Below are 19,033 nucleotides of genomic sequence, written 5' to 3'. Positions count from 1 at the left end.
GGAACTTAGACGAAAACTAGTTTAAATTTTTCTTTTCGTACGGCATAAACAATTCATTTTCCATATATTCATGTGCTTTTACCGCCATTTCAAAAGGATTATGTTTTTTGGGATCTTGTTCGGCTTCCACCATAATCCACCCAGTATACTTATGATCGGCTAAAGTCTTAAAGACTGGTCTGAAATCAATACTGCCATCACCAGGCACTGTAAACATATCATTCATGAATGAATCTTGAAATGACAATCCTCTTGCCCTAGAATCATTTTCTTTATCTTTACGAACATCTTTGAAGTGAACATGCACGACTCGCTCAACAAACGCGTTAAGCATTGGCATAACATCACCTTCTGCCACATAAGCATGACCAGTATCAAATACCAAATTAACTTTTTCTGGGTCAGTGTTATCCATTAATCTTTTCGTTTCTTCAAAAGTTTGGATACCGGTTCCCAGATGGTGATGATATGCCACTTTAACACCATATTTTTTGCCAATCTCACCATATTTATTTAAACCCTCACAAACTTCTTCCCATTCCTGATCAGTAAAATATGGCTTGTCTTTGAAAATATTTTTACTAGTTTGTTGAATTGAGTATGTCTGTTCCGACACAGTAGCAATATGGGCACCAAGTGCCTGGAGATTTTTACAATGCTCCTCAAAATCTGCCGCTGCTTGGTCAATTCCATCACGAATGATAAAACTGCTAAACCATTGACCAGCAATTTCTATGTTGCGCAATTTTCGCTCATAGTTGATTTCATTCGCTTCAGGGAAAAAGCCACCCACTTCTACACCTTTAAAGCCTGCAAGTGCAGCATCGCTTAAAAGTTGCGGAAAGGTATTTTCAGCACCAATAGATGGAATATCGTCATTTCGCCAACCAATCGGACAAATACCTAATTTAATATTTTTATTAATATCGTATTTTGACATAATATTTTCTCCTTAATAACTAACTACAATTTCTTTATTTGTCATATCTCTCATGGAAAAAGCCTTCAATGCTACTAAGCGATGCTCCCTTGGTTTCAGGAACTCTAACTTTAACAAACCAGGCGCCAAGCAAGCAGAATACGGCAAATATATAAAATGATGAAATGCCTAAAACAGAAAGAATAACTGGGAAAAGCAAGCCAACAATGAAGTTAGCCATCCATAAAACAAAAATTGTAATACCTGTACCTAACCCGCGATACCGCGCCGGAAAAATTTCAGAATTGAGCAGCCAAGTAACTGGACCGAGCGTACCCTGATCAATAACAATGTAAATCAATAAAATAACTAGGACTGCGAATGGGGCCCAAGAAGTATGTAGTGCAAAACTACCAATCAGGGCGATAACAATTAAAGCAATCGAACAGAAAATGTAACCAATTAACAGTAAAGGCTTTCTACCTAACCTATCTACTGTATACATGCCGACAATAGCACCGATTACTGAAAAGACACCATTTGCAATGTTCATGTACAGTGATGTATTGCTACCAAAGCCAGCAGACGTTAAGATTTTGGTGCCGTAATACATAACAGAATTGATGCCGGCAAATTGTTGAAAAATCCCCAACAGCGAACCAGTAATAACAATTTGTAAAATCCACGGTTTCTTAAAATCTCTGAAGGAAGCTTTTTCGGCATTTTCTTGCTGCAAGGCTTCAGCATTTTTCTTTAAGTCATCAATTTCTGCTTCTGCTTGTGCCTTACTCCTAACTCTGTAAAGAGCTTTTAGAGCATCCCCAAACATTCCTTTATTGACATACCATTGCGGGCTCTCAGGCACAAGATACATTCCAAACCACAGCAATATTCCAGGAATAGCTGTGACACCGAGCATCAACCGCCATACAGCTGCATCATGAACACCAAGGGTATTACCCAAAATAGCATTAATCAAAAATGAGAGGCCTTGACCACCAACGATTAATAATTGATTCATACTGACAAACTTACCGCGCTCTTTCGCCGGTGATATTTCTGCTAAATATACGGGCACTAGCGCAGAGGTCGCCCCTACTGCCAGGCCCATGATAATTCTTAAAACGATTAAAATTGCTGTATTAGGTGCAAAGCCACAGCCCAAGGCAGTCAGTGTAAACAGTATGCCTAACCAAATCATCAGTTTTTTACGACCTAATCGGTCGCTTAATGGACTACCAAAAACTGCACCAAAAGCTGCACCAAAGGTTAATCCACTCGAAACAATTCCTTGTTCAAATGCTGACAAGTTTAACTGACCGGGTTTTGCCATAAAATCAAGCGACCCGTTTACAACCCCAGTATCGAAGCCGAAACAAAGCGCCCCCATACATGCAATCCATGCAACTAGAACTAAATAACCATGATGATTATTCTCATAACTTTTTTCTTGCATTTTGCAATCTCCATTTTTTCTACAATATGTTCTATAGAGCTATTGCAACATATTAACAAAAGCTAACCATATTTTTTGAACGAATAATAAAAGTCTAGTTAATGTAGACTCTTAAACCTATTTTCTTCGTGATTGCAATCACTTAAGTGTATTGTAAAATCGACTTTGTTTTTTGCAAGCGTTTTTATCAGATTAACTTATTGGCTAGTAATTACACTTTAGTTATTTTTACTTTATGCTTGTTATAATAGGGTTTTTAAATATTTATCTTAAAAATACAAAAACCTAAACTAAATTATAAATCCGAGTTATTTATTTTTTATAAAAGATATTTAAAAAGTCAAGGTATTTTTGCAGCTAATAAATGTACTTTTTATCACTTATTATCCAAATAAAAGGGTTAAAATAACAGTCTAGTCAAGTTTGCTGCTTAAAAGAAAAATAATTATGAAAATAAGATAGTTCTATCTAACACTTACATAGCACAGCTCCCTACTTATAAGTTCCACTTATTGAAAGCGGGTACACTTGCAAAAAAAACAAAAAATGGATAAATTAAGCTCAAGCCTATTTTCAAATGATTACATCACTGAACTGATTTGTTTTTAAATTAGAGATGGTGATTAAATGAATAACAATCAAAATACAACTTCCAAATCGGAAGACATAATTACAACCAATAAAAAAATGGTTAATTTACAGACTTATGGCTGGATAATTACCCTAGGCGGCTTGCTTTTTGGAATCGATACCGGAGCCACCAATGGTTCCTTGACTTTTATGAGTAAACCAAGTCAGCTCAACCTAAATGCTTCAGACGAAGGTCTAGTCACTAGTGGGATAACTTTAGGCGCGGCATTTGGGGCAATAATTGGTGGGAAACTTTCAGACCACTTTGGCCGAAAACGTATTTTAATGTACTCGGCTTGGATTTTTATTTTAGGGACTCTTGGCTGTACTTTTGCTCCTAATGCATATGTAATGATTTTATGTCGCTTTGTTTTAGGATTAGCAGTGGGGGCTGAGTCTGTTATCAGCCCTGTCTTTCTGGCTGAGTTATCAACTCCACAAATTAGAGGAAAATTTGTTAATCATCATGAATTGATGATTGTTGTTGGGCAATTACTTTCCTATATTATTAATGCCTTATTTGGAGTATTACTAGGCAGTTATAGCGGCATTTGGCGATACATGCTAGCGGTTGGGTTAATTCCTGAAATTTTGCTCTTAATTGGAATAAACAGGGTACCTGAATCGCCAAGATGGTTAGTTACTAAACATAATGACCAGCAGGCCTTGCATAACTTAGAAAAAATACGTGATAGTAAAAAGACCGCAGTAGCTGAAATTGCTCAAATAAAAGTTTCTTTAACAGCAAATAGCAAACAGAAAAAAGTTACTTTTAAGGACCTAAAAACGCCCTGGATTCGTCGTTTAATTCTAATTGGTATCGGCTTAGGGATAATGCAGCAGGCAATTGGAATTAATATCATTATGTTTTACGGAACTACTGTACTAAGTGATGCTGGATTTAGTCATTCCGCAGCTTTAATAGCAAATATCAGTAATGGTATTATTTCAACGCTCGCAACTATTGCAAGTATCCGGATAATGGGCGTAGTTAATCGACGAAAAATGGTCATTACCGCCATCTGTGGAACAACCATTACAATGTTAACGATTAGCGTTTTATCATTTTTCCTCAAAGGAAGTTTTATTTTCCCGTTTGTCATGCTGTTATTAATGGCAATTTTCCTGATATTTTTCCAAGGCGGTGTATCACCGATAGTGTGGGTACTATTATCAGAAATTTTTCCACAAGCGATTCGCGGAATGGCCATGGGAATTGCGACATTCTTCTTATGGCTATCTAATTTCTTAGTTGGCTACCTCTTCCCCATCCTGCTTGAACATCTTGGACTGGGCAAAACGTTCGTGGTATTTACAATTCTCAACGTTGTCTCACTATTATATGCTATTAAATTTATACCAGAAACCCAGGGAAAATCACTTGAAGAACTTCAATCAGGATTTCAAGATGGCTATGAGCCACAAAAACACCACCAATTAGATGATGGAGAAGGAATAAAATGAATAAGTATCAAGATTTTATTCCCGAAAAAGAAACCGGTGTTACAGTTGAAAAGGGTATTTTTTATAATAATCCTAGTGATTTAGCGCATGAAATATATTTTTATCCAATGTTTGGAGCCGAATACCATGTTAGCTATCCCTATGAAGTAAAAAGAGATTTTATGGATTCATTTTTATATATCTACATATATAAAGGCGAAATGAAATTCTACTTCCATAATCAAGAATTTCACGCAAAAAATCAAATAGTATTGCTAGATTGTAAAGAGCCTAATTTTTATAAAGCGGTTACTGATAGTGAGTTTTATTTTTTACACTTTAATAGCCCCTTCATGCAAAAAATATTTAACAAAATCACAGAAAATGCGCTACCCGTTTTTTCTCCTCGTAAAAATATCGAAAATTTATTTACTAGAATTTTTAGGTTAATATCGACTAATTCCGATGGAAAAAATGAACCATTCTTATCTAATCTAACCTATAACTTAATTTGCAACCTTTCTGTTACCCAAGAAAACCAAATCACTAATTATTCTAGCGATTTTCATTCTATTCCCAGCTATATTCATAGCGCTGCAGAATACATGGAGCAAAATTTTAGTCAAAAAATAACGGTAAGAGACATTGCCCTAAAATGCTCAATGAGTTACTCACAATTATCTCGAGATTTTAAAAAATATACCGGGATAAGCATCCACGCTTATCTGTTAAATATTCGGATTAAGGCGGCTGAAAGTTTACTAGTAAAAGATCCTACTATACCTTTAGAAAAAATAGCTATCTCCTGTGGTTTTACTGATGCGTCACATCTTTATAAAAAGATAAAGGAAGCTACGGGGATGTCACCAGGAAAATTTAGGAAAAAATACTACTAATCTTGTTAAAAGCAACTTTTTAAATCTAAACAGCCTCAACACAAAAGAGCTACAATTTAAAATTGTAGCTCTTTTGTGTTGAAATTTTGTTTTATCTTCCGCTCTCGGCACGTGCCTTGTAAGCACCTTCGCTGGTATTGATAATCAGTTCTTCGCCGTCTTTAACAAAGTCAGGTACCTGAACCACCAGGCCAGTCTCCATTGTAGCTGGCTTGCCCGAACCGGTAACCGTTGCACCTTTAATACTTGGTTCAGTATGGACGACCTTCATCGTAACCGTAGCTGGCAGCTCAACTCCAAGTAGTTTGCTACCATTGGCAAATTCTAACTGGACGTCAATATTAGGCATTAAATATAAGCGGTCATCTCCGAGTTGCTCACTAGTAACTTCATATTGTTCGTAAGTTTCTGTATCCATGAAGGTATAAACATCGCCTTCATTATATAAAAACTGGGCTTTTTTCTTGGTCATGTCAACTAATTCAACCTTTTCCGTTGGCCGCATCGTCTTATGCACAACCGCACCGCTTTCAATATTACGCAAGTCCATCTGCATAACAGTGTTGCCTTTGCCAGGCTTGTGGTGGTTAGCCTTCAGTACTCGAATCATCTTGCCGGCTTGACTGAAAACCATACCCTTTTTTAAGTTAATTGCCTGTACCATTGTTTATTCTCCCTTAATTTCACTTAAAAATAACCAAAACAAAAAAGAGTCACGCGGGCGGCAATGCGAATTTTTTGATTAATAGTAAATATATCGTCTTCATAGCACTAATTATAACAAATTAAAATTGTCTCAGGTAGATCCGATCAATCAAATGACCTGCCGTTTTATGCAAAATCAGGTCGGCCCGTTGCCTGGTCGGTGCAATATACTCGCGTAGGTTGACCAGGTTGACCATCTGCCAGGTGTCCTGAGCCAGTTGCAGGGCAGCTCCGCGAGGTCCATTGGCCATTTCATAATAGAAATTCTGGGGATTATGCTTATTTAGTTCAAGTACCCGTACAAAGCGCTGCATAAACCATTTTTCAATCAAGTCTTCAGCCGCATCAATATAAATGGAAAAGTCAAAAAAATCACTGGTAACAATCTGCCCGTTGGTTGGTAATTGCAGCGTGTTAATTCCTTCAATGATCAGAATATCGGGCCGCTTTACATGACCATATTTTCCCGGCACAATGTCACTTAACTCTTGCGAGTATAACGGGTAGGCGATGTCTTCCTTACCACTAAGCACATCTTTTAAAAAATCACTAAGCATGGCCATGTTATAGCTCTCGGGGAAACCCTTACGATCAAACAAACCGCGCCGCTTTAACTCCTGGTTTGGGTAAAGGAAGCCGTCTGTGGTCATCAAGTGCACCTGCAAATCTGCCTCAGTCCGGCTCAATAGCACCTGCAGCAAGCGGGCAGTGGTTGACTTGCCTACGGCCACCGACCCAGAAATACCGATGATGAAGGGCGCACCTGCAACTTTTTGCCGCAAAAAGACACGCTGCTTTTGCTGCAACTCGCGCTTCTCCTGGTAGGCCAAATCAATGTAGGCAATTAAACTAGCATAAATTTGCTGTACATCCGTTAGATTGATGACATCTCCCAGCGACTTAAGCTTGGCCAATTCTGCTGGCGAAATTTTAACCTGGTCACTAGTAGCAAGTTGAGCCCAGTCATCACGACTGAATTGTAAGTAATTCTTCATCAACCTCGTCCTTCATATTTTCAGCAGTGACTATTAAAATCACCTACTCACGCGCTTTTTTGTCTTTTAAATCTTTATACATCATGACGTGCTCGACGCCAGCTTCGAAAAAGTTAGCGCCCGTCGTTTTGTAACCTAGAAAATCATAAAATGGTTTAGCCTGTAATTGAGCATGACAGTACAGCCGTTCAACGCCGTGCTGCTTCAAATACTCGTGCACTTGCTCCATCATCTTTCTTCCTAGTCCCTGTCCCCTGGCTGCACGGGCAACTGCGACCCGACCAAGCATCCACTTACCATCTTCTTGGAACACCCGACAAACTGCCAGTGCCTTAGTTTGAGCTTGATTCAGTGCAAAAATTTGAATGGCCTCTAGGTCCTGGTCATCCAACTCGGGGTCCGTGATTTTTTGCTCACACACAAAGGTGTCAACCCGCAGACGGGCGAGACAAAAGACTTCACGACCGGACATCTCAGAAATTTTTTTAAAAGTAAAATTAGTGGGAGCTTTTTGCATTATTATACCTACTTTTCTTCAAAGGTTCCTTGATCAACTTCAAGCAGCGGGCTTCGCGCTCCTGTGTACACGAGGTCAAGCTTGTACATCGCACGCGAGGTAATCGTATATACGAGCTGGGTTTCATCGAGGCGGTGGTAGTTCGCTGCAGAAGCCCCCCACATAATGACGGCATCAAATTCCAATCCCTTAGCCAAGTAGGACGGAATAACCAGCGTACCCACGGCCAACCGCTGATTAGCCGTAGCAATTAACGTAACTTTAGTGCCCAGATCCTTTAACTTCTGAGCAACTTTCTTCGCGGCGGCCAAATCCTTGGCGATAATTGTCGTTGTTAAGTTAGCCTGCTGGTTTTCTTTTAGCAACTGGTCGATGACATCGATGGCTGCAGTAGTGGTCTGACGGCCCCAAAATACCGGCTTGGGTCCCTGCCGGTCAAAGGCTTCAATCTTTTCACCTTGACGCAGAATTTGCCTAGTAAAGTCAGTCAATTGTTTGGTTGACCGATAGGACTTAGTTAGCTGAACCACGACAGTCTTTTCAGGATCAAACAGGCCATTAATCTGTTTAAGTAAATTACGACTTTCATCTTTGGTAAAGATTGCCTGGTTCAAATCGCCCAGCATCGTAAACTTTGCCCGAGGGAAGTTATACTTAAGGTAGCACAACTGAAACGGGGTGTAATCCTGAATCTCATCAATAAAGGCGTAACGCATCTCATAGTCAACCTGGCGGCCAGTAATTAAGTCATACAAGTAAAGGTAGGCCGAAACATCATTCATATGAATGTCATGCTTCATGAAGGATTCTTTGACGCTTGCCACGTGCTCCGCCCAATCAGTTGAACTAATATGCCACTTGGAAAGAGCTGTCATCTTTGGCACGGTGCGTAAGAAGTGCAAATATTGCGCGCGCATATTAACAAAGTTATTACGCCTAATTTGTTGGAAGACCTTGTCTAGTGCCTTAATGACAATCTTGCGGCTCAGAAATTTTTCCTCTTTCTCTTCAGAATCAAATTCCTGGTCGGGCCGGTCATACAACTCATTTAACTGCTCCTGGCTCAGACTTTGGATTGTATCCACCACCCAGTTCTTCTTCGTCTCAGCGTTAATCTTGCGGTTGAGTGCTTTAATTAACTCTTCACGCGTTGCGTCAATTCGGTTACTTAAGTTGTAATTATCATTGAATGAGTAATACAGCTCACTGATTTTTTCTTTAGTGAAAAATGGCCGCTTATGGTCGCGAAAATAAATGTTCTTAAAAATCACTCCGCGCTGGTTGAGCCGCTTGGTATAGTGATCCAGCAGCTTGAAGAAACTGGTAGAATCCTTGAACTGACTAATAGCCGAATTGGCATTATCATCTTCAAACTGATCAAACAGGTTTTCGACCTGCATCCCCGGCAAACGGCGCGCAACAAACTGCCAATAGGTCATTTGCACCATGTTTTGCTCACCCATCTCTGGCAACACATTTTTAATGTAGTCATTAAAGAGTTGGTTGGGACTAAACATGATTACATCGCTACTAGTTAAGTTGCCCCGGTAACGGTACAGCAGGTAGGCAATACGTTGCAAGATTGCCGAGGTCTTACCTGAACCGGCGGCCCCCTGAACGAAGAGCAAGTCGGCGCTGGTATTTCTGATGATTTTATTCTGTTCACGCTGGATGGTCGTCACAATCGACTTCATCTGTGTGCTCGACTTTTCGCCCAAGACCTCCAGCAGCATCTGGTCACCGATTGACTCGTTGGTGTCAAACATGTTGACAATCTTACCGTCTTCAATCATGAACTGCCGCTTTTTAGTCATTTCTATGGTAATTTCGCCTTCGGGTGACATGTAGGAGACTTGCCCTAGTTTACCATCATAATAAATTGACGAAATAGGTGCGCGCCAGTCATAAATTAAAAAATGGTCATTCTGGTCAGCAAAAGAGCCTAAGCCAATATATATGGTCTCCGGTTCTGCACTACCCTCTTGGAAGTCAACCCGGGCAAAATAGGGTTTTTGGACTAATTTTTTGACCGTACTCAATTGTCTAGCCGCATGTTGCCAGGCGTGCTCGCGCTCATCAAGCAGTTGTTGCTGCTGGTGAATGGATAGGGCAGTTTCCATTGAAGTTGAATAACCATCATAATCCAATTTTACATCATCAAAAAAATGTGAATTAAGGTTCTTAGCTTCTCCTTCAGCAGACTGAATTGACGCGGATAGCTCGGCCTGCTTGGCCCTAATCATTTTTAAGATTTGGTCGAGATGCTTTTGTTCAAATTGTTTATCATCCATCGTTTTTGTCATAAAGTCACCTAATTTCAAAACTTGCCTACTATTTTAACATGAAATCAGATTTATATATAATTCACGGGTCAATTGCTGTGGATTTGAATAATTCATGACAATTTATGAATTTTCGTTTATAATTTATTGTATTAAGGTTAAATTAGCATTTATTTTATTCATACCTTAACCAATTTTGATTATTTATAATTTATACTGGAGTTATTTAAACTATGAAGATATTTCGTCGTTTTTCATTAAAACTAGTTTGCGCAGTTATGGCAGCCATAGCCCTAGGCGGTAGCATTGAACCTCTAACTAATGAATTACTAGTAAATAAACCATCACAAGTAGTCTTGGCAAAAAAGAAGAGTAAAAAAATTCGATGGGCCAAGCCTAAAGCCACAGTTTATCTAGATTTGAACCATAACACCGACCTGATTTCGGCTACTAATGAGGCTATCGCTACTTGGAACGATACTGGAGCATTTACCTTTAAAAAGACTAAAAATAAGAAGAAAGCTAACATTGTTATTTCGCCAACATATAGTCCATATTCTACATACGCTGGCTATACTTGGTTTAATTATTATATTCGAAATCACATTCTATACTTTGCCAAAGTTGAATTAAACACTTACTTTTTACAAAACTTTTCACCATACGATTATAGCTATGACCGCGTTGTTAATACAGTAGAACATGAACTGGGGCACGCTATCGGCTTGAAGCATACTAAGGGCCATTCTGTAATGTACTACAAGGGGTCTACTTACCCGATTCAGCCAATTGATATTAAACACGTCAAAAAACTTTACCACAAAAAATAAGCATTAATTCAGGGAATGACATAATGAAGAGAATTTATCTGGTGCGCCACGGTCAAACCTATATTAACCGCTACAACAAGATGCAAGGCTGGTGTGACACCCCACTCACCGAGGAAGGAATTGCTGGGGCCAACCAAGCCGGTGAAATGCTAAGGGAAGTTCCTTTTGACATCGCCTTGTCCAGTGACCTGAAACGTGCCAGCGACACTTGCGCTTTAATCATCAGCCATAATACAAACCATGATGAACTCCAACATATCGCCTCGCCCCTTTTTCGCGAACACTTTTACGGTTACTTCGAGGGCATGGATACTGACATGGCCTGGCGTATGATCGCAGGACCTCATGGCTATCAAAATCATTATGACTTATTTAAAAATGAGCCCCTTGACACAGTGAAAGACTGGATCAAAGCAGCCGACCCCTTCCATGATGCCGAAAACGCCGAAGAATATTGGACCCGGCTCGACCAAGGCTTCAACTTAATCGATCAACTTGATGGCGCTGAAAACATTCTGCTAGTTACCCACGGCTTTACCATTCGTAGCATAGCGGCACGTTATGGCAACTTTGACATTAGTCAGGGACCAAGGAATTCTTCCGTAACCATTATGACCATGACCGACAAGGAGAAAAAAGTCGTTGCTTATAACAAGTTGAAACTGTGATTACTTGACTCACTACGGAGCAAAAATGAACCATCATACTAAAATCGACTTAACCGACAACCTTAATAACTGGAATGATCGAGCAGTAGTCCATGCTAACGGCGGCTATGGTGATCTGGCCGCTTTTGCAAGCAACAAACAGGCAATCACTGCAACAGTTAAGCGGGACTTGGCCGTCATTCGACCCTTTTTACCTGACCAAAAACTAACTGGCCAACATCTCTTGCATCTGCAGTGCCATATCGGTGATGACACCCTCAGTTGGGCCCGCCTTGGGGCTAGTGACGTCTACGGATTGGATTTTTCACCGGTTGCTCTAACGGCTGCTCGCAAATTAGCAACAGCAGCACAAATTCCCATCACTTATGTAGAAGGAGATGCCGGCTTAGCAGCACAGGCTATGCCGGAACAGTTAGCCCAGTTTAATGCAATTGTGACCAGCGCCGGAACAATTACTTGGTTACCTGAATTAAAGTCTTGGGCAGAATCAATTGCGCAGTTACTGGCTCCTGGCGGTGTGTTCATGATTCGCGACAACCACCCGCTGCTATTTGCGCTGGAGAATGCCGGCTTAGAAATAAAACAGGATTATTTCAGCGGCACGGAAGACACATATGAGTCAGATTCTTCTTATACTTCAAACTCAGCTGGCAAGATTAACCATCAAGTTAACCACAACTGGGCCCATGACTTTCAAGAAATTATTAATTCATTGATTGGAGCTGGTCTGACCATTAAAAACGTCGGAGAACACCGGATCACTGACTGGCAAGCCTTGCCATCTTTAATTTACAGCAAAGATCATGAGGGCTGGGAATTACCGGCCACTTCGCCGCAATTTCCGCTGACCTTTTCGGTTGTTGCCCAAAAGCCATAACTTCAAATGATCAGCAGTTATTATTAGGACAAAAAAGGGGCTAGACTCGCAAGAAACGCGGTCTTAGCCCCCTTTTGATGCTTTATCGCACTGTTATTTAGCCACCAAAGTATACTCGTTGTACCTCTGGATTAGCCAGCAACTCCTTACCCGTTCCGGTTAACTGCACGTTGCCCGTCGCCAAGACGTAACCCCGGTCTGCAATTGCTAGCGCCTGCTTGGCATTCTGCTCAATCAACAGAATAGTTGTGCCTCGTTCATTTAACTCCTTGATGATTGTAAAGATTTCCTTGATAAAAAGCGGTGATAGCCCCATCGAAGGTTCATCGAGTAGAAGCAGCTTAGGTTTAGCCATCAGTGCGCGGCCAATAGCCAGCATCTGCTGCTCACCACCTGACAGGGTAGCCGCATCTTGATTTTGTCGTTTTTGTAAAATCGGAAAGCGTTCGAAGATCTCCTTGTAAGTCTTATCCGTCTGATCGTGATCTTTTTGCAAAAAAGCACCTAGTTGCAGGTTTTCCTTAACGGTCATTTCAGCAAAAATATGACGTCCTTCAGCAACTTGAGAAATACCAGCCTGCACAACCTGCGGGGCTTTTCGGTGAACGATATCCTGCCCCTGATAAGTGATCTGACCGTTCTGGGGTTTAAGTAAGCCTGAAATAGTCTTAACAATAGTTGACTTACCCGCACCATTGGCTCCAATTAGCGTAACAATCTCGCCCTCATTGATGTCAAAGCTAACATCCTTAACGGCCTGGATAACTCCATAACTAACCGATAGATTTTGTACCTCGAGCATCGCCATCTAATCTTCCCCCTCGCCTAGGTAGGCCTCAATCACTTTTGGATTTGACTTAACTTCTTCCGGTGGGCCCGCAGTCAGAATCTGACCTTGGTCAAGCACATATATCCGCTCAGCCAGATTCATTACTAAGGACATATCATGCTCAATTAAGAGAACCGTAATCTGGAATTCTTCCTGAACATGCTTAATTAGATTGGTCAGATCAGCTGTTTCCTCTGGATTCATCCCTGCTGCCGGTTCATCTAAAAACAAGATTTGGGGATGGGTGGCCAAGGCCCGCACAATTTCCAAACGCCGCTGTGTACCATAAGGCAGCTTATCTGCCGGCGTGGTCGCATAATTCGTTAAGTCAAACAAATCTAGGAGTTGCTTAGCAGCTACCCTCATTTCCTCTTCGGTTCGATAAAATCCAGGTAGGCGCATAATGGTAGTCACGAAGTTTTCCTTGTACTGGTTGGTCATTGCAGCAAGCACATTATCCATTACCGTCAGGCTTTTGAACAAGCGAATGTTCTGAAAAGTCCGGGATAGGCCTAATTCAGCAATCTGGACTGGGCTCTTACGCGTTAAATCGTAACGCGACTGCTCTGTTGTTAAGTCAATTTTGCCACTAGTTACCGGTATCATGCCGGTTAATAGGTTAAATAAGGTGGTTTTCCCAGCACCATTAGGACCGATTAGGGCAACAAGTTCATGCTGGTCTAAGTGCAGCGATACGTCATTAACGGCAGTCAAGCCACCAAACTTACGCACAACATGCTCAACTTGTAATAAGTGTTCCATGAATTTAGCCCCTTTCCTGCCTGCCAAAGTGACCGATGTTTTTCAATGAAAACTCCCAATTTCCTAATAATCCGGATGGCTTGAAAATCATCATGACAATTAAAACAATAGCGTATATCACCATTCTTAGGGCACCAAAGTTTTGCAAGATTGTATCCAAAACTCCTAGAACGATTGCTGCCAGTATTGTTCCCGTCATACTGCCAACGCCCCCTAGGACCACAATCACCAAGATTGAAATAGATTCCATAATACCAAAGTTTGAAGGTGAAATTGTTTGCACATAAGAAGCAGATAAGCTACCAGCAATGGCAGCCGTAGCGCCACCTATGACAAAGGCCGCTAATTTCCATTTAGTCGTGTTAATGCCCATTGCTTCTGCTGCCAACTCGTCTTCTCTGACGGCTTTAATTGCTCGACCATCGAGCGAGCGGATAAAGTTAGTCAGAACAATCGTCGTCAGGCAGACTAAAAGATAAACTGTTGGCCATGAACATAATTGCGGAATATTAAACATTCCAGCAGAACCACCCGTGATTTTTAAATTATTAATTACATTACGAATGATTTCTGCTGCACCTAAGGTAGCGATTGCTAAATAGTCACCTTTTAAGCGGGTAAAGGTGGCAGTCCCAATTACTGCCGCAATCACGCTTGCTAAAACCATGCCAACCAATACGGAAAGTATGAAGCCTAGTTCGCTGGTTATATGTTGCGTGATAACTGCCGTTGTATATGCCCCGATGGCCATAAAACCGGCATGTCCGAGCGAAAATTGACCACTGAAACCAATAATCAGGTTTAAGCCCGTCGCCAAAATAATATTAATACCAATTGTGACTAACATGTTTTCAATAAAATCATCAATCACGCCGAACATTATCAAGGTATTTATCAAGTAAAAACCAGCTATTAGCAAGACTAACCAACACAGGCTGTATTTCCAGTTCTTTTTCATTCTGCCACCTAAACCTTCTCTTTAGTATTCTTGCCAAAAATGCCAGCCGGTAAAAAGAGCAAAATGACGATTAAAGTCAGGTAAACTACTGCATCCTTGTATGCTGACAAACCGATTGATTGGAAAAAGGTTTCCAGCGTTCCAATTAAGAAGCCACCTAAGGCTGCGCCCGGAACGGAACCAATTCCACCCAACACTGCAGCTACAAAAGCCTTAATTCCTGGCGTCATACCCATTAACGGATCAATCTGGTTATAGTACATCCCAATCAGGACCCCAGCTGCACCAGCCAAAGCCGAACCTAATGCAAAAGTAAAGGAAATCGTATGATTAACGTTTACGCCAACCAGTTCAGCTGCTTCTGGATCAACTGACACAGCCCGCATTGCTCGACCCATTTTAGTTTTTTTAATAATCATTTGTAACAGTACCATCAAGGTTAATGCCGTAGCTAAAATAAGCAGTTGAATATTAGATATCTGCACTCCAGCAAATTCATAATTAACCTGTTCTATGACTTGAGGAAAACTACGCGCATTAGAACCAACAAAGTAGGACATCCCATTCTCAAGCAAGAATGATACCCCAATTGCAGTAATCAAAACTGCAATTCTAGGAGACTTGCGTAGCGGCCGATAGGCTAAATATTCAATTACAACGCCACTGATGGCACTAATTACCATAGCTGACAATAAGGCTAGTAAAAAGTTAAAGTGCCAGGCGTTAATTGCAAAATAGGCAAAAAATGCGCCAAGCATATAAATATCACCGTGAGCAAAGTTAATTAACTTGATGATTCCATAGACCATGCTATAGCCAAGGGCTAAAAGAGCATAAATCGAACCTAATGAGAGGGCATTAATGATTTGCTGTAAAATTGTTTGCAAATTGATTGCTCCTTTACGTTAAACAATTCCGTTTATTCCACACTAAATGCGTTGCTTATTTTTCCATTAGTCATTTTTTCGACTGCAATTGGTTTTTCCGGATCATGCGTTTTATTGATCGTGATTCGGCCAGTAATTCCATCGAAATCCTTGATCTTCGCTAGACCAGCCCTAATCTTCGTGGAATCATCAGATTTTTCACTTTCAATTGCAGCTTTAACCATGTAAACCGCATCATAAGCTAAAGCTGAAAAAGTCGGCGCTTCCTCATTGTAGCGGTCTTTGAAAGCTTTCATAAACTCAGTTGCACGCTTATTTTTAGCTGCAACCTGTCTTGAAAATGGCGTAGTGTAATACACATTAGTGGCATTTTGACTACCAGCAATTTGAGCAAATTTCGGATCGGCTAAGCCATCACCACCAACAATAGGAATTTTGATACCCATTTGACGAGCCTGCTTAACAATTAAACCAACTTCAGTGTAATAGCCTGGAATGTAAATAGCATCAAGCTTTTTGGCCTTAAATGAAGTTAAAACCGCGTTGAAATCCTTGTCTCCCGCTGCGTATGTCTGGCTGTCAACGACCTTTCCTTGATAGACATCTTTAAAGGCCTTAGCTAATCCGGTCCCATAGTCACTTGAATTATCAGCATAAATGGCTACTCGCTTAGCTTTTAACTTATTGGTAACAAACTTGGCCGCGCTCTTGCCCTGGAAGTTATTTTGGAAGCAAGCTCGGAAAACATACTTATGAACTTGACCATTTTTCTGTAAGGTAAATTTAGGATCAGTTGCAGAAGGACTAACGAAAGGAACAGCTGCCTTAGTAATATTAGGAATTTCAGCCGTACCCATATTAGTAGTCGCAGGTCCCACAACCGCTGCAACCTTGTCTTTGGTTGTAAGTTGCGCTGCAACCGATGAAGAAGTTGCAAGCGAGCTCTTATTATCTCGAATAATCAGTTTAACTTTCTTTTTGTGGCCGTTAACATCAATTCCACCATTCTTATTGATTTCGTCAGCGGCCAGTTGAATCCCCTGCTTCTCAGCATTTCCATAACCCGCTACTGCACCGGACAACTCCATATTGACCCCCAGCTTGATCACCTTACTATCTTGGTGAGTGCCGTTACTACTATTCTTCGCAACGCCACAACCAGTCATCATCATGGCCGCCATTCCTGCAATAGCAGTACTCATTACTCCCTTTATGATTTTATTCATCATCTTTCTCCTATTTCAAACTAACGTGGTTACAAAAAACCTCATTCAACTCGATGAATGAGGTTTAAATTAGCTGTTACTTAAGCCCCAATCATCAAGAATGCAAACAAGGGCTTAACCTGGTCAAATCACTAAAGTGTTTTGCTCGCTAAGTCCTATGCCGCAACAACAAGGTAATTAAATCTTGGGCAGAAATCTTTCTGATATATTTTTTTGTCATATTTACATTTTTCATTAAGAGTTCCTCCTCAAAATTTAATCTAATGCTTAGAATTATAAGCAAACCATTTTTATCTGTCAAGCTTATTCTAAAAAAGTTTTTACTGTAGCACAATTTTTTCGTAGAGCTTAACCGTTAATATGTAGTAGAACAAGTATAAGACTGCAAAGAGCGTAAATGGTATCCAAATATTGCTGTAAGGATAAGGCAAAAAGTAATAAAAGAGCTTAAGACCGAAAAGCACATCAATCACGCCCAAAAGAGCTGGTAGCAAAAACAACGTTCCGATCTCCCAGTTAATTGATCGCCGCAACACCTGCACTCGTGTCCCCATTTTGGACAACATCTGATAACGAATGCGGTCACTTCTTGCCCCGCTTAGCACTTTAAACATTAAAGTAGAAGCGAGCATGGTCAAAAAAGCCAGGCCCAGGAAGAAACCCATGAATTCAAAACCACTGCTATAAGCATTCATTTCTGAATAAGCATTCACTTTATTTAGGGGCGTATAGTATATACTGGTTAAAGATGCTTGCTCCTTTAACTGTAACTTTTGAATCTGCATTATCGTTGCATAATCATGTTTAAAGTCCTGCACCGTGAGGAAGGAAACAAATTTACTTTGACCCTTAAGCTGCTGCCACTTTTTCTTTGACAATAGGCGAATCTTCTTGGATACACCGTTAGGAACCATAAAACTAAAGGTATTATTGGCCTCAGTCTCTGGAACAGCCAGCTTAGCCGTTGGTAGCGTCTGAACCCGGTAAGCGGGAAAACTACGATTATCTGCTTGATCAATCATGGTCTTATTTTTGATTGGATGGTTAACAAAGTCGGCACGGTTAAAGTATAGGTATTTCTTATTTTCCTTATAATAATATGTATCTCTGCTTTTAACGGTCAGCTTGGCCACTTCTTTTTTCACGGCAGGCGCATCACTAACAAGAGTGGTATCGTAATAACTACTCTTTATCACCTCGTTTTTCAGAGTACTAAAGTTAAGTCCTACCGTGATAGCACCTAAAGCCAGGGCAAACAGCAAGGAGATCATCGTTAGCACACGGGTATAGTCGTGCAAGCGAAATTTCAGTTGACCCAGCGTAAACATCCTGATGCCCCGATAAGAAAAGCTCCTGCGTTTGAGCAAAGCACTGGTAAGCGCACTGAAAAAAGCATTGAAGATAAAGTAAGAACCAGTCACAATCGTAACCAAGGCCGCCGGAATGAGAATAAAAATTTCATTACGTTTCATCGCCATAAAGTAGTAGCCCGCCCCCAGCAAGACGATACCAAGGATGGCCTCAAGTCCGTGCAATATTGGATGACGGTTGAACTTAACTGGAGCTTGGTCTTCATGTAAGAGGTCAATTACCTGGCTGTGGGTTAACTTGTAGACGTTGTGCAGAGCAACTAGAAAGAAAATTACAACAAAAAAAGCCAGAGTACCCAAAATAGCTGTCGGCAAGACTACCTGAAAGTGGCCAATGGTCAAGCTTAGCTGATCGATCAGCATTTTGGCCACGGCGGCAGTCAGTCCAAAACCCAACACAATTCCAACAAAGACCGCCAAGAGGTCCGTCAACAGTGTCTCACCAAAAATCAAGAGACCGATTCTACTGTTTTTTGCGCCTAACATCATAAACATCCCGTAGTCGTGCTGACGCATACTCAGTAAGAAGGAATTAGCATATAGCAGATAGACAAATGAAATAATCATCAGCAAGACCAGACCAAAAATAAAGATATAGTTTAAAAAACTGGTCTTCGCCCGAATATCCTGAGAAATAAAGGCTGGATTAGTTGCAATTGTCAAGAACATGTAAAAAATCATACTGGCAACAACTAAACCGGAAAACAACACCATGTAATCTTTACGTCTTTTTCTTATTCCGGTTAGGGATAATTTCCAAATCATTGTTTCTCCTTATTAAGC

At 40.7% G+C, this 19,033-nt stretch carries 17 protein-coding genes; 5 read left to right on the top strand and 12 right to left on the bottom strand.

Going from position 1 to position 19,033, the window contains the following annotated elements:
- Window positions 1-16: 16 nt before the first annotated feature.
- Together iolE and R8389_RS00920 are read right to left on the bottom strand one after the other, a co-directional pair.
- Window positions 17-940 (bottom strand): myo-inosose-2 dehydratase, encoded by a 924-nt coding sequence (gene iolE / locus R8389_RS00925; RefSeq protein ID WP_317637644.1) that lies wholly within the window; start codon window positions 938-940, stop codon window positions 17-19.
- A gap of 34 nt (window positions 941-974) precedes the next feature.
- Window positions 975-2,375 carry a sugar porter family MFS transporter gene (locus R8389_RS00920; RefSeq protein WP_317637643.1) on the bottom strand — a complete coding sequence of 467 codons (1,401 nt, stop codon included), beginning with the start codon at window positions 2,373-2,375 and terminating at the stop codon, window positions 975-977.
- 627 nt (window positions 2,376-3,002) lie between these two features.
- On the opposite strand from R8389_RS00920, the gene R8389_RS00915 reads away from it, so the two are divergent.
- A complete protein-coding gene (locus R8389_RS00915; protein WP_317637642.1) occupies window positions 3,003-4,469 on the top strand; it encodes a sugar porter family MFS transporter in 1,467 nt (488 codons plus the stop codon).
- Complete coding sequence (locus R8389_RS00910) at window positions 4,466-5,344, top strand: helix-turn-helix domain-containing protein (RefSeq protein ID WP_317637641.1); 879 nt, start codon at window positions 4,466-4,468, stop codon at window positions 5,342-5,344. Before R8389_RS00915 ends, R8389_RS00910 begins: the two co-directional genes overlap by 4 nt.
- 91 nt (window positions 5,345-5,435) lie before the next feature.
- On the opposite strand, the gene efp is transcribed toward R8389_RS00910, so the two are convergent.
- The 4 genes from efp to helD form a co-directional block, all read right to left on the bottom strand.
- Window positions 5,436-6,008: an elongation factor P gene (gene efp / locus R8389_RS00905; RefSeq protein WP_317637640.1), complete on the bottom strand. Its 573-nt coding sequence runs from the start codon at window positions 6,006-6,008 to the stop codon at window positions 5,436-5,438.
- Window positions 6,009-6,129: 121 nt separating this feature from the next.
- Window positions 6,130-7,044 carry a type I pantothenate kinase gene (gene coaA, locus R8389_RS00900; protein ID WP_317637639.1) on the bottom strand — a complete coding sequence of 305 codons (915 nt, stop codon included), beginning with the start codon at window positions 7,042-7,044 and terminating at the stop codon, window positions 6,130-6,132.
- Window positions 7,045-7,087: 43 nt separating this feature from the next.
- Window positions 7,088-7,561: a GNAT family N-acetyltransferase gene (locus tag R8389_RS00895; RefSeq protein WP_317637638.1), complete on the bottom strand. Its 474-nt coding sequence runs from the start codon at window positions 7,559-7,561 to the stop codon at window positions 7,088-7,090.
- A gap of 8 nt (window positions 7,562-7,569) precedes the next feature.
- On the bottom strand, window positions 7,570-9,864 hold the full coding sequence (gene helD / locus R8389_RS00890) for an RNA polymerase recycling motor HelD (protein WP_317637637.1): 2,295 nt from the start codon (window positions 9,862-9,864) through the stop codon (window positions 7,570-7,572).
- 212 nt (window positions 9,865-10,076) lie between these two features.
- Between helD and R8389_RS00885 the strand changes: the two genes are divergently transcribed.
- Genes R8389_RS00885 through R8389_RS00875 form a run of 3 tightly spaced genes read left to right on the top strand, consistent with a single transcriptional unit; the run spans window position 10,077 to window position 12,218 of the window.
- Window positions 10,077-10,673, top strand: a complete 597-nt coding sequence (locus R8389_RS00885) for a zinc metalloprotease (RefSeq protein ID WP_317637636.1) — start codon at window positions 10,077-10,079, stop codon at window positions 10,671-10,673.
- 23 nt (window positions 10,674-10,696) lie between these two features.
- A complete protein-coding gene (locus tag R8389_RS00880; RefSeq protein WP_317637635.1) occupies window positions 10,697-11,341 on the top strand; it encodes a histidine phosphatase family protein in 645 nt (214 codons plus the stop codon).
- 25 nt (window positions 11,342-11,366) lie between these two features.
- Complete coding sequence (locus R8389_RS00875) at window positions 11,367-12,218, top strand: class I SAM-dependent methyltransferase (RefSeq protein WP_317637634.1); 852 nt, start codon at window positions 11,367-11,369, stop codon at window positions 12,216-12,218.
- Window positions 12,219-12,315: 97 nt separating this feature from the next.
- On the opposite strand, the gene R8389_RS00870 is transcribed toward R8389_RS00875, so the two are convergent.
- From R8389_RS00870 to R8389_RS00845, 6 genes are all read right to left on the bottom strand, one after another.
- Entirely contained in the window at window positions 12,316-13,026 is a 711-nt protein-coding gene (locus R8389_RS00870; protein ID WP_317637633.1) for an ABC transporter ATP-binding protein, read from the bottom strand.
- Window positions 13,027-13,809, bottom strand: coding sequence for an ABC transporter ATP-binding protein (locus tag R8389_RS00865; protein ID WP_317637632.1), 783 nt, complete (start codon window positions 13,807-13,809; stop codon window positions 13,027-13,029).
- Window positions 13,810-13,813: 4 nt separating this feature from the next.
- Window positions 13,814-14,767 (bottom strand): branched-chain amino acid ABC transporter permease, encoded by a 954-nt coding sequence (locus R8389_RS00860; protein ID WP_317637631.1) that lies wholly within the window; start codon window positions 14,765-14,767, stop codon window positions 13,814-13,816.
- Window positions 14,768-14,775: 8 nt separating this feature from the next.
- Window positions 14,776-15,654 (bottom strand): branched-chain amino acid ABC transporter permease, encoded by an 879-nt coding sequence (locus R8389_RS00855; RefSeq protein WP_317637629.1) that lies wholly within the window; start codon window positions 15,652-15,654, stop codon window positions 14,776-14,778.
- Between the two features lie 32 nt (window positions 15,655-15,686).
- Entirely contained in the window at window positions 15,687-16,883 is a 1,197-nt protein-coding gene (locus tag R8389_RS00850) for an ABC transporter substrate-binding protein (protein ID WP_317637628.1), read from the bottom strand.
- A 317-nt stretch (window positions 16,884-17,200) separates the two neighbouring features.
- Window positions 17,201-19,015 (bottom strand): FtsX-like permease family protein, encoded by a 1,815-nt coding sequence (locus R8389_RS00845; RefSeq protein WP_317637627.1) that lies wholly within the window; start codon window positions 19,013-19,015, stop codon window positions 17,201-17,203.
- Window positions 19,016-19,033: the final 18 nt, after the last annotated feature.

Source organism: Lactobacillus xylocopicola, from assembly GCF_033096005.1.
Lineage (GTDB): Bacteria > Bacillota > Bacilli > Lactobacillales > Lactobacillaceae > Lactobacillus > Lactobacillus xylocopicola.
This window is presented reverse-complemented; position numbering and strand designations above follow the sequence as displayed.

Excerpts from the sequence above, each read along its gene's own strand:
- iolE (WP_317637644.1), bottom strand. The coding sequence starts at position 940 with ATGTCAAAATACGATATTAATAAAAATATTAAATTAGGTATTTGTCCG.
- R8389_RS00920 (WP_317637643.1), bottom strand. The coding sequence starts at position 2,375 with ATGCAAGAAAAAAGTTATGAGAATAATCATCATGGTTATTTAGTTCTA.
- R8389_RS00915 (WP_317637642.1), top strand. The coding sequence starts at position 3,003 with ATGAATAACAATCAAAATACAACTTCCAAATCGGAAGACATAATTACA.
- R8389_RS00910 (WP_317637641.1), top strand. The coding sequence starts at position 4,466 with ATGAATAAGTATCAAGATTTTATTCCCGAAAAAGAAACCGGTGTTACA.
- efp (WP_317637640.1), bottom strand. The coding sequence starts at position 6,008 with ATGGTACAGGCAATTAACTTAAAAAAGGGTATGGTTTTCAGTCAAGCC.
- coaA (WP_317637639.1), bottom strand. The coding sequence starts at position 7,044 with ATGAAGAATTACTTACAATTCAGTCGTGATGACTGGGCTCAACTTGCT.
- R8389_RS00895 (WP_317637638.1), bottom strand. The coding sequence starts at position 7,561 with ATGCAAAAAGCTCCCACTAATTTTACTTTTAAAAAAATTTCTGAGATG.
- helD (WP_317637637.1), bottom strand. The coding sequence starts at position 9,864 with ATGACAAAAACGATGGATGATAAACAATTTGAACAAAAGCATCTCGAC.
- R8389_RS00885 (WP_317637636.1), top strand. The coding sequence starts at position 10,077 with ATGAAGATATTTCGTCGTTTTTCATTAAAACTAGTTTGCGCAGTTATG.
- R8389_RS00880 (WP_317637635.1), top strand. The coding sequence starts at position 10,697 with ATGAAGAGAATTTATCTGGTGCGCCACGGTCAAACCTATATTAACCGC.
- R8389_RS00875 (WP_317637634.1), top strand. The coding sequence starts at position 11,367 with ATGAACCATCATACTAAAATCGACTTAACCGACAACCTTAATAACTGG.
- R8389_RS00870 (WP_317637633.1), bottom strand. The coding sequence starts at position 13,026 with ATGGCGATGCTCGAGGTACAAAATCTATCGGTTAGTTATGGAGTTATC.
- R8389_RS00865 (WP_317637632.1), bottom strand. The coding sequence starts at position 13,809 with ATGGAACACTTATTACAAGTTGAGCATGTTGTGCGTAAGTTTGGTGGC.
- R8389_RS00860 (WP_317637631.1), bottom strand. The coding sequence starts at position 14,767 with ATGAAAAAGAACTGGAAATACAGCCTGTGTTGGTTAGTCTTGCTAATA.
- R8389_RS00850 (WP_317637628.1), bottom strand. The coding sequence starts at position 16,883 with ATGATGAATAAAATCATAAAGGGAGTAATGAGTACTGCTATTGCAGGA.
- R8389_RS00845 (WP_317637627.1), bottom strand. The coding sequence starts at position 19,015 with ATGATTTGGAAATTATCCCTAACCGGAATAAGAAAAAGACGTAAAGAT.